This is a genomic window from Mycoplasmopsis arginini, assembly GCF_965278885.1.
GTDB classification, from domain to species: domain Bacteria; phylum Bacillota_I; class Bacilli_A; order Mycoplasmatales; family Metamycoplasmataceae; genus Metamycoplasma; species Metamycoplasma arginini_B.
In genome coordinates, this window is record NZ_CBDIHE010000004.1 from 33255 (window position 1) to 49978 (window position 16724).

Genomic DNA, 16724 nt, shown 5'->3' on the forward strand with positions numbered 1-16724 from the left:
TTATGAATTAAATAAATAGAATTGCTGAAGTAGCAACAACAACAAAGGATGTAGAATCAAATCTATCCATATATCCTCCGTGCCCTGGTATTAAGTTTGAAAAATCTTTAATGTTATATAATCGTTTAATTAATGAAAAAGCTAAATCTCCAATAATTGAAATAAAAGGTAATAGGAAAATGCCAGCTACAAGTTGTTTTCAATTAGTAAAGATTGTAAAAGTTACGTTATTTGTTAATTTTCCCAAATACATTGTAATAAAAACGAATAAAGCCCCAAATATAAATCCGATAAAACCGCCTTCTCATGATTTTTTAGGACTAATTTTAGGGGCCATGCCTCTTTTAATGATTTTTCTTCCAAACAATGATCCACCAATATAAGCAGTAGTATCTGTAATAACAGGAATTGAAATAATAGCAAATACAAAATATAAACTTGAAGCATTATAAATAAATAAAGCCTTAAGAGATAGGGGAATAAATCATGTTGCAAATAAAGCAACTAAATACGATATGAAAAATTGTTTGTAATTTTGTTTTTGGAAAAATAAATTAACTAAATATATTATTGAAATAAATAACACAATTAAGATAGTTTGTAAAAATCTAAATGTAGTTAAAGAATCATATCCGAAAAATACTGCCTTCTTGACTTGATCAGTTAGTTCTGTTATATTCAAACCTGTTTTAGAAGTTAAATGAATAAAGGCTCCAGCATCGCTTGAAGTTGCATTAAATCAGTCGAGTGGTAAAACTCAAATAAGCACAACAAGAATTGCAATAAAAATGTTTTCTCATCTTTTTAAGATACTATGTGATAAAACTTCATATGTAGCTCACGAAGAAATTACAGCAAAAAAGGAAAATCCAATTATTTTTCCTGATAATTTTCCGAAATAAGTTATTAATAAAAATGGTAATAATATTTCCAATAAAATTAAGGCTGATTTAATTCTTAGTTTCATATTTTTCATATTTAATAATTATAACTTTTATCTTTTTGTTTTATTTATTTCTAATAAATAAATAATAATGGCTTTTTCGCCATTATTATTTATGCTATATTGTCATTAATTCTTTTTCTTTTACTTTTGCTAAACTACTTACTTTTTTAATAGCCTTATCAATTTCTTTTTGAATTTGATCTAAATAATTTTTTTGTAAGTCTTCTGATAATTCTTTGTCTGCTTTAATGTGCTTATTTATATCTTGACGAACTTGTCTAATTCCGACTTTAGCTTGTTCTGCTATTTGATTCAAAAGTTTTGTCATTTCAACACGTTTTTCAGTTGTCATTTGAGGGTAAATAAGTCTTAATTGGTGGCCCATATTAACAATTGTAATATTTAATTTTTGATCCATTAAAGTTTTTTCTACTGTTTTTAAAATTGCCATATCATATGGTTTTACTAGTAATTCTAATGGACCATTTGAACTAATTGATGCTAATTCATCTAGATTCATTCAAGATTCATAATAATTAATTTTTATTTTATTAATTAAAGCCGGATTTGCTTTTCCTACAGCTACTTTTAAAGCTTGATTTTCAAAATTATTAATTGCTTTCTCAATACTTTCTTTTAAATCATCTATGTAAAAACTTAATTCCATAACTCTCCTATTTTATTTTTGTAATTACTGTATTTGGTATTTTATTCTCAATAGCTCTTAGTAAAGCATCATTTTCATTTATATCAAAAATAATTATATCAATGTCATTATCTTTTGCCATTGATGCAGCTGTTTGATCAATTACTTTTAAGTCTCTTTCTAATAACTCATCATATGTTAATTTATCAAATTTAACTGCTTTATCATTAAATTTAGGGTCGCTATCGTACACACCATCGATATTATTTTTTCCCATTAAAATTGCATCAGCTTCAATTTCAGAAGCATATAGTGTCGATGCTGTGTCAGTAGTAAAGAAAGGTCTTCCAGTACCACCAGCAAAAATCACAACTTCACCGTCTTTTAAATATTTTTTTGCTTTTTCATTAATATAAACTTCACAAACTTTTGGATCCATTGTTAATGAAGATAAAACTCTTGATTGTAACCCGTTGTGTTCAAAGCCAGATTGTAAGGCTAAAGCATTCATTGTTGTTGCTAGCATACCGATGTAATCAGCTCTTACTCTTTGAATACCATTTTTAGCAGCACTAGTTCCTCTTCAAAAGTTTCCGCCACCCACAACAATTGCAACTTCCACATTGTTAGAAATAATAATTTGTAATTGTTTAGCAAATTTATCAACTAATTCGTAATCAATTGCTAAATGTTTGTCTTTATTTGCCAAACCTTCACCAGAGAGTTTGATTAAAACTCTTTTATATTTATAAGCCATTAAATAACTCCTCAAAGTTTCTTTTTAATTTTTAAAAAATTATAACAATTTTTACTTTTATATCTCAATTTTAGAGACAAATCATTCTTAATTCCCTTGATTAAGTTTTTTATCTAGCAAAATAAGTTTCTGTTTTGCTTTTTTTACTGCGTCAAAAGCGCCTGCCCTAGACATCGCTAGTTCAGAGCCTATTTCAGCAAATGATAAATCTTCAATTAAATGTAAATGCAGTGCTTGTTTTTGTGATTGAGCAAGTAATTGACCATATTTTTCATATAGTTCAATAATTCTTTCTCTTTCTTCAATATCTTCCATTATTCGTTAATACCTTTCATCAAACCATAAATATATGAATCAAGATCAAACTCTGCAAGATCTTCTATTTTTTCACCAAGACCAATAAATTTAACAGCCAAATTAATTTCATCTTTTATAGTTAAAACAATCCCGCCTTTTGAAGTACCGTCCATTTTAGTTAAAACTATACCAGTTAATTGTGTGGCTTCTCCAAATGCCTTTGCTTGTGAAATTCCATTTTGACCAGTTGTTGCATCAAGAACCAATAAACTTTCATGCGGTGCTCCTGGTATTTTAGATTCTAATACCTTGTTTATTTTTGCTAGTTCATTCATTAAATTAATTTTGTTTTGTAATCTTCCGGCAGTATCAATAATTAAAACATCGTAATTTTCTTCTTTAACTTTATCAATAGCACGATAAACAACAGCGGCCGGGTCTGTTTCATTTTGTAAAGGCTTAACAATATCGGCACCAACTTTATTGGCTCATATTTCTAATTGTTCTACCGCTGCTGCTCTAAATGTATCAGCAGCCGCAATTAATACTTTTTTGCCTTCTGTTATTAATTTGTGAGCAATTTTAGAAATTGATGTTGTTTTACCAGAACCATTAACCCCAACAACTAAAATAACATTTATTCTATTATCTTCAATATTTAAGTTTGTGTCAATAATTGAATTTGATGCATATATTGTAAATAATTTATCAGCAATAATCTCATTTATTAATTTTGGATCTTCTATATTTTCGTTTTTTACTTCTTTTTTACATTCTTCAATGATTACCTGAACTAATTTCATTGAAATATCTGACATAATTAACAATTCTTCAAGTTCTTCAAAAAATTCTTCATCTATTTTATTGTGTCTATTTTGTAATTGTTTTATACTTTCAACAAATGAAGAATTAGATTTAGATAATCCAGCAATGTAGTTGTCCAATTTGTTTTTCTTTTTTAATTCTTTTTCGATTATTTTCTTTTCTTTTGCTTCAATCTTGGCTTGTTTTTTTTCAATTCTTTCTTCTTCTGAACCAAACAATTTTTCTTTTAATTTAGATCAAAAACCCATTTTAACTCCTAATATAGCTCTAACATTTTATTTATATATTTTAATATAAAAATAATAATAAAATTTTTTTAGTAAAATTTATTGAATAAATTATGAACACAGCAATTATTAATGACAACATTGATTTTAATACAAAAAAAGAGCTTAAATATTTACTTAAGCTTTGTTTCCCTATATTTGTTCAGACTTTATTTTTTGCTATTGTTACTATTGTTGGTTCACTAGCAACCAGTTTTTACAATCGTGTTTATCATATTGATGGTTCTTTTAATGGTTATTATTTTTATACTTTTGCAAAAGTTTTTGTTGTTTATAAGATAATAACATTTCTTCCATTAATGTACCAGTTGGGTGTTTTGGTTGTTGCTTCTAACCTTTATGGACAAAATAAACAAGAAGAAATAACTAAATTGCTTTGATCAGCATTTTATCTTTCTTTAATTTTAAATTCCTGTGCATATTTAATTGTATTTTTTAGTGCACCAAAACTTCTTGCTTTATCAGGTGCTAAAAATTCCTTTATTTTAAGTTGAAAAACAGAATCAGATTACATTGCTTTTAAATCCAATTTAGAAAAATCTGGATTAAGTCTTCAGCAAGTATATAATTTAAAATTAGATCATTATGTTTTTGCTGGTGGATTTTATGGTGGGCAAAGTTTTATTCAAACAAATCCTTTTGTTGAGATTCAAAATGAACATCAATTCACTATAAAATTTTTAAGAATTGGTGCAATTGATATTTTTATAACTTCTATTGCTTTTATATTAAATTCAGCACTTCAATCGATTAAAAGAAATAAATTGGCTATTATTGGTGTTATAACCGGAACAATTGTTAGAACTATATGAATTTTTGTTATCCTATTTGCTTTGAATCATGCTTTTCTGGCAACATTTGAAATTCTTTTAGGAGCATTGATTAATGCAATAATTTCATTGATACTCGTTAAAAAGTATGTAATAAAAAATTACAAAATTAAATTTAAAGAAACTTGAAATAATAAATATATTAGAGAGGTAATTAAAATTGGGTTCCCAATCTCTTTAGAAACAGGAATTTGATTTGTAGCTCAATATTTATTATCTAAGGCAATACCAGATGGTAAATTGAATGATAAATTTATTGGCTTATGAAGAGCCGCTAATAATGTTTATGATTTGTTTGCTGCTTTTCTTTTTGCACTTAGTTACGTAACATCTTCAGTAGTTGCTACCGAGATTGGAAAAAACGAGTTTTCAAAAGCAAAAAAAATAGGAAATTTATCTTTTAAAACTGGTTTGACAATACAATTATTATTTGGAATTTTAGGTGTTGTTTTAACCTACCCAATGTTCAAAATTTATTCAATAGAAACGGATTTAATTAATAAATATTGTTATATTTTAATGGCAATATTTATGGTTAAGACGTTAACTGATGTTGGCCCTTTGACTACTTTAAGATCGTTATGAGGAGCAAATGATGTTTGAATGCCTAACCTTATTTCACTATTTACTATGATTGGTTTACAAACAAGTTTTGTCTACATTTTAATTTTATTTAGAGGTGAAAATTTAAGCCAAGAACTATTTTTAATTAGTTTAAGCGGAATCGCTCTTATTGATCCTTTATTTAGAACTACTCTTTATTTATTGCGTTGAAATTCAAATGAATGAGTTAAATTTGCTAAGAAATTATAAAATGTTAAAAAAGTTGGGCTTACCAACTTTTTTATAATTTTTTACTTTTTAAAATTTTTATAAAATCATCGAATTTAATTTCTTTTGCAAACGAATAATTAACATCATATCTAATATTTGTAACCCCGTTAGTTTTAATAATATCTAATTTTGGAAGGTCATTAGATTCAAAAATTTTGATTTCGTCCAGTGCTTTTTCCAAAGAAAATTTTGGTCCTTTATCTTCTTTAGAAACAGATGTGATATTTAATATTTTTTGTAATTTAAATTGTGCTTCATAATCGATATTTTTTTCTTTAATAATGTTAAATAGATCATATAATGAGACGCCCTCGGAAGACTCTTCCAACAGTATTGACACCACAAACACTTTTACGTCTTTTCTAAAAATTTGATCATGAGAAAATGTGTGAATTCTATTTTGTGAAATTGATGTTTTTATTTCTATTCGGTTTTTATAATCAATTTCTAGATCGTGTTTTGAATAAAAATTTGAATGATATTTAGATATTAAATTAGAATTATATTCCAATGATTTCAATATAAATAACAATTCACCATAAATTCCTTTTCTAGTAGAATCTATTGAGCCTAAATATGGTTTTTCAAACAATTCACTTAACGAAATCATTAACTTTTGTATTTCAAAATCATTTAAGGGTTTAGTTATCTTTTTAAAAAGGTATTCATACATTACTTTAAACTTTTCTGTTGTGTCATTTGTTTTATCCGAACAAATAATTATGTGGCAAAAAATACTTTTTTTATTATCTTCAAAATTTAATTTTACGTTTGTTTTGTATTTTATCGTCCCGCCATAAGTTAATTTATCAAGACCAACTATAGATTCCGAGTTTTTAATAAAAATGCAGTGTTCACCTGTCTCGTTTTGTACATAAAATACATTTTGATTTTCTAATTCCTCATTTGATATTTCACCTATATACTTTATATAATTACTCATATTTATTATCTCCTGTAACAATTCTTACATCGTGCTCAGTAATTGGGAAATTATGAGAAAGCATAGGTACGCATTTATTTAAATCTGCTGGGTTATTTTTCGTATCTACCATATGAATTTGAAAAAATTTTTCGTTTGAATATTCTTTACCATATATATCCTTTGGATAAGCGTCGCCACTAAAATTAGTATTATCGTTACGCCCTTGTAAAAGTGCTTTAATTTGATTATATTTATCTTTTCTAGGCGAACGATATTCTCCTCATTCATAACGCATAAGCATTACAGTAATAAAAGAATCTAAATTATGTTTTTTAATTTCTTCAATTATCTTTTGATAGTATAGTTTGTCCTTTTGCGAACCATAACCATAATTTATTCTAGATAAAAATTCTTCGTAAAATTCTTCAAGTGTCGTTTTGATTAATAAATGTCTTTGTTTATGATTTTTAGAGTTATCAAAATCAATTGCACGAGCAACACTTTCGTATTTTTTTAAATATTCGAAATATATTTCCCTATTCTGTGCTTTTTTTTCACTGGTTAAATCAATATTTCTGTCAAAAGAATGTGTTGTAAAAACTTTTAAATTTATTGTGTTTGAAATAGTTTTTCTTGTTAGATTTAAATTGGGGTGACTAATTTGGAAAAGTCTTTTATATTTTTTTAAGTTGTTTCCATTCATGCTATTTAAAAAAGTTGTTAAATCGTTTCACATTTCTTCTTCATGTTGAACAATTGCAATAAACTTCTCTTGTAATTCATTAGTTAAATAAACTCTACACATGTTAAAGTATTCTTTCTTATAACCAAATCATCTGCATCTTTGATACATTGTATCTATTTGTGATTCTTTTGAATCTCTATATATGTATGAAACAACTAATTTTTTTATTGTCAATCCTCTTCCTAGAATGTTTCCACCAATATTTATAGTATATAGTTTTTCATCTACTAAATCGTCTTCATTATTAATATTAGTTCTTGCGTTTATTGTTTTTATATCAATATTATCTATAACCTTAATAATGTTTTTCTTTATTTCCTCCAAATCAATACTGCAATCTGTTGTTTTTTTATACTCAATTAATGCCCCATTTAAATCCTTCTCAAAATCATCGCGTTCTATTTCATCTAAATTTTTATAGTTTTTAATTTGAAAAATTTTGACATCAAAAAAACGTTGTATTCTTTCCGCGATACCCTCTTGAACACTATTTAAAGACGACGGGTGCACAAGCATTGAATAATGACTCATATCGCCTTCTGCTTGTTTAATTGCACATATTGTTAAAAAATAATACATTGCTTTCTTAAATGAATTAGGTATAGAACTAGTAAAATCGTCTACGTCAGAAATAATATTAATATTCGGGTTATCTTCTGTATCAAAAAATTCTTTCCCACCAATATACCCTTCGCCCGGTTTTACTAAAACTAATTTATCAGGAGAAATAGTATCAATTGTAGAAATTAATAAGTTAGCTTGAGGTGTGGCTGTAACAGATAGAAAAGAACATATTCTAATATTCTTAATTATTTCAACTATTTTATCGTGTGTTTTGCCTGCTTTAGGGTTGTTTTTTTGGTTTTCTCAGCGCCAGGAGTAGCCTCATCACCTTCATCGTCTATTATTATTGAGGGTTGATTATTAAAAAGATTTAGAGTAACTTTTCTAAGTAATTCAAGATTTTTTGTTCCTGTATTTTTTAAAACAACAAAGACAACTTTATAACCTCTTCTTATGTATTCTTTTGCTAAGTCAACTTCCTCTTTACTTAATTTTAAAACTTTAATTTTTTCGTTATCTATAAAAGATAATTTCATTCTTTTAAATGTTTGTTCTAATAATTTCTTTTTAGTGCCAGATACCACATAGGCTATGTTATACCCGTTATCAAACGCTAAAGCTATTGTTGTAATAAAAAAAGTTGTTTTTCCGCTTTGAACCTTGCCTAAACATAAAATTGTATTAAATTGATTTTCCCCGGTGTCTATAAATGGATTTTTAAAATTTAGCACTGCTTTATAAGCGTTTTCTGAAATTTTGTTTATTTTATTCACAACTTCGCTTTCTGTTTCGTTTTCTTTTTCTAAAAAATTTTTGTGCATCCTTTCGATAATGTTTGTAAAATTGGGGCCTTGGATATTAATTGAATTAATTTCATTAGAATTATTGATTATTTCTTCTTCATAAAACTCTTTTTGCATAATAATTAGTCCTTATCTTTTTTTTCAAAAGCTTTGTTTAAAATTTTAAAAAATTCTTTCATTTCACTTAGATTAACGCCCATTTCTTGAACTTTAATTGCGCTATCAGCTAATGCAGCAGCGATATAATCTGTTATAAGATTAAAGTGATTTTCATTCACTTTACTTTGTAGAGGTTTAGGTGAAATTCTTCCGTTTGTTAATTTGTATTCATTATCACTAATTTTTTCTAAATTAATTCAAGGATCTGTTTTAGAACTCGTATTTTCTAAAACTAAATCAGCAATCTTTTCTCCGTTTTCATTTTTTACTTCTCAAGATATATTATTATCTACTTTATTTTCTTTTATTATCTCAAGAGGTTTATATTGAATTTCTGGTTGATAATTTCTTTCATTATCTTTATAAACTTTTACTTCTTTTAACTCACTCTTAACAGAAGAAATTCATCCACTATTCATAAGAGTTTTTTCTACTTTTTTATTATGCTTATCTTGTTTTTTATTTATATCATCTCTAGATCTATAACTTTCTGCTATTTTTTTTCATTCTTTGAATGCTGGGTTATTAATAAATACTGTAAAAAAGTTACAATCTTCCGAATTAAAATCCACAGAAAAATTTTCTTTATTATATGATAGAGGGATCTCCTTGTCACTAAAATTAATTTCGCCAATACCTCTAGAACTTAGAAATGTATTTCCTTGACCGAATAATTCAGTAGGTTTAAAATTTATTGCAACAACTCTTTCGGCTTGAAATATTGATAAACCTGTTATTTCTTGCTTACCGGTTTCTAGTACACCTAGCCATCCATTAAACTTTACTCTTTTATCCCCTATAGAAAACTCATCACTAATTTCTCAACGATATGATCCACCTGTTTCTATTTTTAATAAATCAGGTTTTATGTATTTTAATTTTTCTCCATTAAAAATTATTTCAAGTTTATCATTATCGATATATCTTTGATATATTTTCGCTAATTTGTATTTAAGTAAATCAGCTTTATGTGCAGTTAGTTTATTTAACAATTTTTTAATAACTATTTTTGTATAGTGTTTATTTAAATTTTCTGGATCATCATCTATATTGACAGATATTTTATCCGGATTCATCTCTCTTAATCAATTTATATCTATTTTTACTGAACGGAGGGTTGTTTCATTTAAGGCATTTGATTCAATTTCACAAATATCACCAAGGTGAATCCATGCTTCTTTTAAACCCATTCCATATTTTGATAATCTATTTTCTTCATTTTCTCTGGGATTTTTTGCATTTAATTTTAATGCTCTACCAAACTCTTCGTCATTCATGCCATAACTATTATCTAAAATAACTATTTCATTGTTATCTCATGTAATTTGAACTTTACATTTATCACTATTTGGACGATTTGTTAATTCGTCTTCATGATCTAAAAAACTTTGTAATGAATTATCAATAAATTCTGCTATAAGTCTTTCATTTTTTCTATTTGTGTTTCTAAGTGTAAAATAAATACCAGTACCAATACTAATATCATATTTCTTAATTTCTTTTGTCATGTTTATCTCCTGTTTTCAAATCAATAAATTCAATAAATGCTTTAAATGCTGTTTTTATAACTTCTACATTAACTGCATTCCCAAGATGTTTTAATGTTTTATTTTCGGTTCCATAAAATTTATAAGTATCAGGAAAACTCTGTAACCTTGCTGCTTCTCTTACTGTTATATATCTTTTTTCCGGCCCGTATATTAATCTATGATTTATAGCAACAAGAGTCGGTGATTCACTCAATCTTTTAACTCGAATCCCACTAGGGCGAAACTGAATCAAACACTCGAAAATATCACTAAATTCATTTCCGGCCTGTCATTCAAATTTCTTTAATGTTTTAGTAAAAATTTTATTCTCTCTTATATGTCATTTTTTCATCCAATTATCAATTAAAGTTTTATTTTTAAAATAAAAAACTCTATTCTTATTAACTATCTTTTGTTTTCATATCGGCATATTAGATAGGTCGTAGGTTTGGCCAAATTCTTCTATTCAAATCGGAAACCCCAACTTTTCGTTTTTTAATAGAAGATCTTTAATCAACTCATTTCAACAATTAAGGATAAAAATTTTATCCTCATCTATTTTAGTTCTTTCAACATCATCTTTAGATAACTCTTTAATCAATATATCTTTTATTGAATTTTTGTTCTCTTTTGTTATATCCTCTTTTTTTATGATTATTTCCTCATTACATATATCTTGTCTTACGGCAAGAATTATTGCTCTTTTTCTTGTTTGAGGAACCCCGACGTCCTTTGGCGAAAGAATTAATGGTTTTTTAATAACATTGTAACCGCTTTCAGATAGTTCTTTCCTTATTATTTTTCAAGTTTTTTGTTCATTGTGAGAAACTAAGTTTTGAACATTTTCTAAGATTAAAATTTTAGGTTTAGCATTCGTTTTGTAAGAATTAATTATTCTTGTTATTTCTCTAAAAAGCACACCGCGTTCATCTTTTAATCCTGCTTGTTTTCCACTTTTAGAAAATGTTTGGCAAGGAAATCCACCACAAACAACATCTGGTGATCTTAAGTTTTGCTTAATAGGGTCTATTTCTTGTATATCTTTTATTTCAATATCTTTGTCTGGGTCATGTTTAAAATTTTTAGTGTATGTTTCAATTGCGGATTTATCAATTTCTGAAGCATATAAACATATACTTTCTGGAGAAAACTGCTCCATAGCTATTCTAAAACCACCTATACCAGCAAATAAATCAACAAATGTAAAATTTTTCTTTAATACCGACATTATTTAAGAGTTCCTTTCTATAAATGTATTTAATATTTTTAGAGTTTGCTTTAAAGCTTATAAAGTAATGTTATTTTTAAAAAACAAAAACAATTTGACTAATTTTAAAAAGTGTAAAACAAACATAAATAGGTATTTATTTTGTAATATATTTAATTTGTTTTTTAACAATTTCTTTATAAACATAATATCGAAAGTTCAACAGAGTTGTGTTTTTTAATTTTACTAATCAAAATTTACTTCTAATTAACAAAGAAATTGTCGTTTATTTTCATTCTTTTTTTTCTTTTTAGTAATTTAATTATATATATATATATATATATTGAATAAAATTGTCAAAAAAACCTTTTTTTTAGTTGAATTTTATATTTTTTTGTTTCCTTTATTGTTTTTTAAATAAAAAAACTTAGCAATTATTTTTTGTGTTGCTAAGTTTAAATATTAAATTTCATTCTTTTGAAGTAAGACTAGTGTTTCGATATGGTGTGTTTGTGGAAACATATCGTAGGGTTGAACTTCTTTAATTTCATAACCGTTATTTATTAATTCTTTTAAGTCGCGTACTAAGGTTTTTGGTTCACAACTTAAATAAATAACTCTTTTTATTTTTGATTTTATAATTGAAGAAATTGTTTCTTTACCCAAACCTTCACGTGGTGGATCAAAAATTACCATATCAACAATTTTGTAATTATCTACTAATCATTTGTTTGCATCAGCATTAATAGCTATAACATTATCAATTTTGTTTTCTTTGATATTTTGTTTAGCCATTTGTGTTGAAATTTCATTTATTTCAATTGTATAAACCGTATTTGCTTTGGAAGCAACAAATAATCCTATGGTCCCAACACCACCAAAAGAATCCAAAATATTAATTAATTTACAAGTTGGAATTCAATCATATATTTGTTTATAAATTAAATTCATAACGTTTTCATTAATTTGATAAAAAGTATCATTTTTAACATTAAAAGTTAATTTACCTATTTCATGTTTATTACCTTTATGATTTAAAAGATTTGTTCACGTTTTACTATTTTTATTAAAAATAGAAAACTTATACTTTGTTTCTTGAAGATTTAATTTTTCCAATTCCTTTACAAACTCTTCTCTTGGATCGTTTTCGATTTGTAAAATAATTTCGATATTACAAAATGTACTTTTTGGCGATCTTAATGTTATTTTATGTGGTCTGAATTTAAAAATTGCTTCATTTATTTTTTTCTCAAAATCACTTTCCGGATTTAATAAAAATGATTTATAAAAATTACGAATTGAAACAGCTCCAAAAAATAATTCTTCTTGTTCCACCAAATCATGGCTATATTTTTTAAAAAAGCCTAAAATGGGTTTTTCGTTTTCATATTTAACTTGCAATGTAATTTTGTTACGATATCCTCATTGACAAACTGATTTAATAATTGGTAAAACATTTGAATAAGATAAATTTCTTTCAAACAAACTGTTAATAATAAATTGTTTAAATTTTAGTTGGTTATCGTAACTCAAACTCATAAGAGGTGCAGAACCTGTTTCATATAATAATTTTTTGTTATTATCTAAATATTCTCTTAGCGGAGAAAAATTACGATACTTTATTACTTTTGCAAAACAGCATTTCTTTGAGTAATATGTTATTTGAATATCTGCTTCTTCATTAGGTAGTAAATTATAAACAAAAACAGGGATATTAAAATCTCTTAAAACACATAAACCTTCGTATGATAAACCTAAATAAAACACAGATGCTTCATTTTTGACGCGTTTTATAATTAAACCTTCTTTTAATTCTAATTTCTTTTTATTAACAGCCATTTTACATCACCTATTTTCCTAAACAAAATTTATTAAACATATTATCTAATAAAGCTTCATTATCATGTTCTTTATTTAAAATTTCTCTTAAAATGGTTCAAGCTTTGTTTATATCCAATATTACAACTTCTGGTCCAAAACCATTATTCAAACTCTCTAAAGCAGTATTTAATTCATTATTACATTGTTTTAAAAGGCCTAAACGTCTTGTGTTATAAATTAATTCAGGGTCTTCATAATCTAAATTTAAATAATTCTTAATTAAAATATTTTTTAATTCTCAAACATTTTTTTCTTTTGCGGATGTTAAAACATAGTTTATATTTTTTTTATCTTTTATTAAATCGGATTTATTTAAAACAGGAATATATATTTTATCCTTGGATAACTCTTTTATTAAATTATCTTCCTCAGTTTGAATTTGATTAGGATTAAATAAATGAACAACTATTTTTGCTTCTTTGATAGCATTAATAGAACGATCGATACCAATTGACTCAACTTTATCTTCTGTTTTTCTAATCCCTGCTGTATCTATTATTTTAAAAGGTATTCCGTTAATTTCGTACTCGCCTTCAACAATATCTCTTGTTGTTCCTGCTATATCTGTAACTATTGCTTTTTCTTTGTTTAGAAGTAAGTTTAAAATTGATGATTTTCCTGTATTGGGTTGACCAACTAATGCAACTTTAATCCCATTATAAACATCACTAGCATTTTCAGATTTTTTGATTATCAAATCAATATTGTTTTTTAAATTCAAAACTAATTTAATTAATTTGGTTTTATCCATTTGCTCAATATCATTATAATCTGAATAATCAATATTAATTTCAATAATTGAGATAATTGTTAATAATTGTTGTTCTAATTGTTCAATTATTTCATTATCTTTATTATCAAATTGTTTAATAGCAATTTCTGCTTGAATATTAGTTTTTGCATGAATTAATGAATTTATAGCTTCAGCTTTTTCTAAAGTGATTTTCCCATTTAAAAAAGCTCTTCGGGAAAATTCACCTCTAGAAGCTAATCTCGCACCATTTGCAATTATTAAATTTAAAATTTTATTAGTTACTATAATTCCACCGTGTGCATTAATTTCTATTGTATCTTCACCTACATAATTTTTATTACCAATAAAGAAATTTACTAACACTTCATCAATTATTTTAGAATTATTAGGATCTTTTATATAACCATATGTTATTGTTTTGTCTTTACCAATTTTTCCTGTATATATTTTTTTAATTATTTTAATAGCTTCTGGACCAGAGATTCTAATAATAGAAATAGCTTGATTGATATTTCCTGAAGAAATAGCAACAATAGTATCATTATAATAGTTATTCATATAAATTTTAATTATAATTAAAAAATTAAAAAATAAGTTAAAAAAGTTAAGTTTTTAAATTTGTTAAATTAATAAATATAATAACGTGTGTCAAAAAGTTAATAACTTAATTTTACTGCTTAAATTAAGTTCAAAATAATTTTATTAAAATGTAAATTATTCTAATATTAAATAAGTACTTTTCTACATTATATTTTTTAGCAAAAAACAAAAAATGCATTATAAAAAAAGTTAGACTATATAAATCTAACTTTTTAAAAATAAATTATCAAATTTTTACCCGTTTTTTAGGGTCTAAAAACATTGGATCACCTTTTTTAATATCAAAAGCAGTATAAAAATCATCCGAGTTTTGCACTTGAACATTAGCTCTTAAAATTGTGGGAGCGTGAACATCAGTGTTAAGTAATAATTTTTGTAATTCTTTTCTATATTTTGATCTTCAGTTTATTGTGTAATTTATATAAAAATGCTTTGCATTGAAATCTTTTTCACTTTTAGCAGCTTCTAAAGCACAAGAAACACCACCGGCATCAGCAATATTTTCAGATACAGTTAATTTACCATTACATTTACCAGCTTCGGTTTTTCTACCGTCAAATAACTTAATCATTTTTTCTGCTCTTTTATCGAATTCAATTTTGTCTTCTTCTGTTCATCAGTTAACCATGTTACCAACTTCATCAAAATTTGCACCATTATTGTCAAAAGCATGGGAAATTTCATGAGCAATAACAGCACCAATACCACCATAATTTGAAGAAGATGACTGTTTTGAACTATAAAAAGGTGCTTGTAAAATACCCGCCGGGAAAACAATTTTATTGTTTGTCGGGTTGTAATATGCATTTACCATTGCTGGAGTCATTGATCATAAATCTTTATTTTTCTTTTTGTTGTATTCTGCAAAATTTGCTTTACGTTCAATTGTAATAAAGTCTAAAATATTCATTAAGAAATCATCAAAACCATTGTATTGTTTTACAACCAATTCTGAATAATAATCTTCAATTATTTCTGGATAACCAACATAAACACCAATTTTAGAAAGTTTTAAAATCGCTTTTTCTTTAGTTTTTTGTGATAATCAATCATTTTGACTTAATCTATTTTCATAGATTTTAATCATTTTGTAGATCATTTTTTCAACATTTTCTTTATTGATTCTTCCAAAGTATTCTTCACCGTAGTATTTACCAAAAACCATTGAGTAAATTCCATCAACAACTAACTTAACTGCAGTTTTCTTTTTATCTAAAGGTTTAATTTGTCCGCTTAGATTACGCTTAAACTCACCGGAAATGACTAAACTGTTGTAATCTAAATATTTTGCTAAATCTAATAAAGTGTTTACATATAAAAATGCTTTATAATTTTCGAAATTTTCTTTATTTATTAATTTTGCAAAATTATCAATTAAATCATTTGATACACAAACAACCTCTTCAATTTTTTCGTTAAAAATTGAATTTAAAATCTTAGAAAGTTTTAATTCTTTAATTTTATTATCAAATTCGCTAACTTTTTTAGGGTTATAAATATTAGTGATAATAGCTCATTCTTCAGCAGATAAAATATATTTAGCAGCTTCTGTGTCTCAAATTAATGCCTTGTTAATTAAGTTTTCTACTCATTTTTCGTCTTTATTTACTTTTGATAAAAGTTTTTTAGCCATTGCGATTCAAATTTTATAAAAGTCGTTCTTTCTTTCTTCATTCGCATAATAACTTTTTTCTGGAAGAATAACAGAAGGACAAGAAACAAATAATGTTTGTCTTTCATAGTTTTTAAAATCAGTTTCAATCATAAAAGGAATTGGAACTTCAAAACCTCTAAGAGCTAAGTTTTTGTAATTTTTTTCAACATCTGCCCATGAATTTAATTCTTCAATTTCTTTTAAAATTGATAAAACAGGTTTAATACCATTTTTCTTTCTGTCATTTCAATTGTTTGCTAATTGATAAAGTTTTACCATTTCTAATAATTCTTTATTGTCTTCAATTTCTCTAGTATCTACAGATCATTTTGATAATAAACTTGTTTTTAATTTTGTTAAACCTTCATCTAGTCTTTCAAATGAACCAATAGTTGATTTGTTGTCGGGGATTTTGTGTTTTGCTAATCATTCACCATTAACAGCTTCAAAAAAGTTTTCTTTTATTAATTTTTTATTCATA

The 16724-nt window shown here is 25.7% G+C and carries 14 protein-coding genes; 1 reads left to right on the forward strand and 13 read right to left on the reverse strand.

Features of this window, described 5'->3' with window-relative positions; genetic code table 4:
* Window positions 1-7: 7 nt before the first annotated feature.
* From ACQW0Y_RS01905 to ftsY, 5 genes are all read right to left on the reverse strand, one after another.
* Window positions 8-967: a phosphatidate cytidylyltransferase gene (locus ACQW0Y_RS01905; RefSeq protein ID WP_427867490.1), complete on the reverse strand. Its 960-nt coding sequence runs from the start codon at window positions 965-967 to the stop codon at window positions 8-10.
* Between the two features lie 94 nt (window positions 968-1061).
* Entirely contained in the window at window positions 1062-1613 is a 552-nt protein-coding gene (locus ACQW0Y_RS01910; RefSeq protein WP_427867491.1) for a ribosome-recycling factor, read from the reverse strand.
* 7 nt (window positions 1614-1620) lie between these two features.
* Window positions 1621-2349 carry a UMP kinase gene (gene pyrH, locus ACQW0Y_RS01915; RefSeq protein ID WP_427867492.1) on the reverse strand — a complete coding sequence of 243 codons (729 nt, stop codon included), beginning with the start codon at window positions 2347-2349 and terminating at the stop codon, window positions 1621-1623.
* A gap of 87 nt (window positions 2350-2436) precedes the next feature.
* On the reverse strand, window positions 2437-2664 hold the full coding sequence (locus ACQW0Y_RS01920) for a hypothetical protein (RefSeq protein WP_427867493.1): 228 nt from the start codon (window positions 2662-2664) through the stop codon (window positions 2437-2439).
* Window positions 2664-3719 carry a signal recognition particle-docking protein FtsY gene (gene ftsY / locus ACQW0Y_RS01925; protein ID WP_427867494.1) on the reverse strand — a complete coding sequence of 352 codons (1056 nt, stop codon included), beginning with the start codon at window positions 3717-3719 and terminating at the stop codon, window positions 2664-2666. Before ftsY ends, ACQW0Y_RS01920 begins: the two co-directional genes overlap by 1 nt.
* Before the next feature lie 92 nt (window positions 3720-3811).
* Between ftsY and ACQW0Y_RS01930 the strand changes: the two genes are divergently transcribed.
* Entirely contained in the window at window positions 3812-5401 is a 1590-nt protein-coding gene (locus ACQW0Y_RS01930) for an MATE family efflux transporter (protein ID WP_427867495.1), read from the forward strand.
* Between the two features lie 31 nt (window positions 5402-5432).
* Here the strand turns inward: ACQW0Y_RS01930 and ACQW0Y_RS01935 are convergent, their stop codons facing one another.
* The 8 genes from ACQW0Y_RS01935 to ACQW0Y_RS01970 form a co-directional block, all read right to left on the reverse strand.
* Window positions 5433-6365, reverse strand: a complete 933-nt coding sequence (locus ACQW0Y_RS01935) for a hypothetical protein (protein ID WP_427867496.1) — start codon at window positions 6363-6365, stop codon at window positions 5433-5435.
* The gene (locus ACQW0Y_RS01940) at window positions 6358-7914 is read right to left on the reverse strand and encodes a Z1 domain-containing protein (RefSeq protein WP_427867535.1); all 1557 of its coding nucleotides are present in this window, start codon (window positions 7912-7914) and stop codon (window positions 6358-6360) included. Before ACQW0Y_RS01940 ends, ACQW0Y_RS01935 begins: the two co-directional genes overlap by 8 nt.
* On the reverse strand, window positions 7911-8576 hold the full coding sequence (locus ACQW0Y_RS01945; protein WP_427867497.1) for a hypothetical protein: 666 nt from the start codon (window positions 8574-8576) through the stop codon (window positions 7911-7913). Before ACQW0Y_RS01945 ends, ACQW0Y_RS01940 begins: the two co-directional genes overlap by 4 nt.
* Window positions 8577-8581: 5 nt before the next feature.
* Window positions 8582-10126, reverse strand: coding sequence for an ATP-binding protein (locus tag ACQW0Y_RS01950; protein ID WP_427867498.1), 1545 nt, complete (start codon window positions 10124-10126; stop codon window positions 8582-8584).
* Window positions 10110-11375 (reverse strand): DNA cytosine methyltransferase, encoded by a 1266-nt coding sequence (locus ACQW0Y_RS01955; RefSeq protein ID WP_427867499.1) that lies wholly within the window; start codon window positions 11373-11375, stop codon window positions 10110-10112. Before ACQW0Y_RS01955 ends, ACQW0Y_RS01950 begins: the two co-directional genes overlap by 17 nt.
* Before the next feature lie 441 nt (window positions 11376-11816).
* Window positions 11817-13193 (reverse strand): 23S rRNA (uracil(1939)-C(5))-methyltransferase RlmD, encoded by a 1377-nt coding sequence (gene rlmD / locus ACQW0Y_RS01960; RefSeq protein WP_427867500.1) that lies wholly within the window; start codon window positions 13191-13193, stop codon window positions 11817-11819.
* A 10-nt stretch (window positions 13194-13203) separates the two neighbouring features.
* Window positions 13204-14547, reverse strand: a complete 1344-nt coding sequence (gene mnmE / locus ACQW0Y_RS01965; protein WP_427867501.1) for a tRNA uridine-5-carboxymethylaminomethyl(34) synthesis GTPase MnmE — start codon at window positions 14545-14547, stop codon at window positions 13204-13206.
* A 265-nt stretch (window positions 14548-14812) separates the two neighbouring features.
* Entirely contained in the window at window positions 14813-16723 is a 1911-nt protein-coding gene (locus ACQW0Y_RS01970; protein ID WP_427867502.1) for a M13 family metallopeptidase, read from the reverse strand.
* Window position 16724 lies beyond the last annotated feature (1 nt).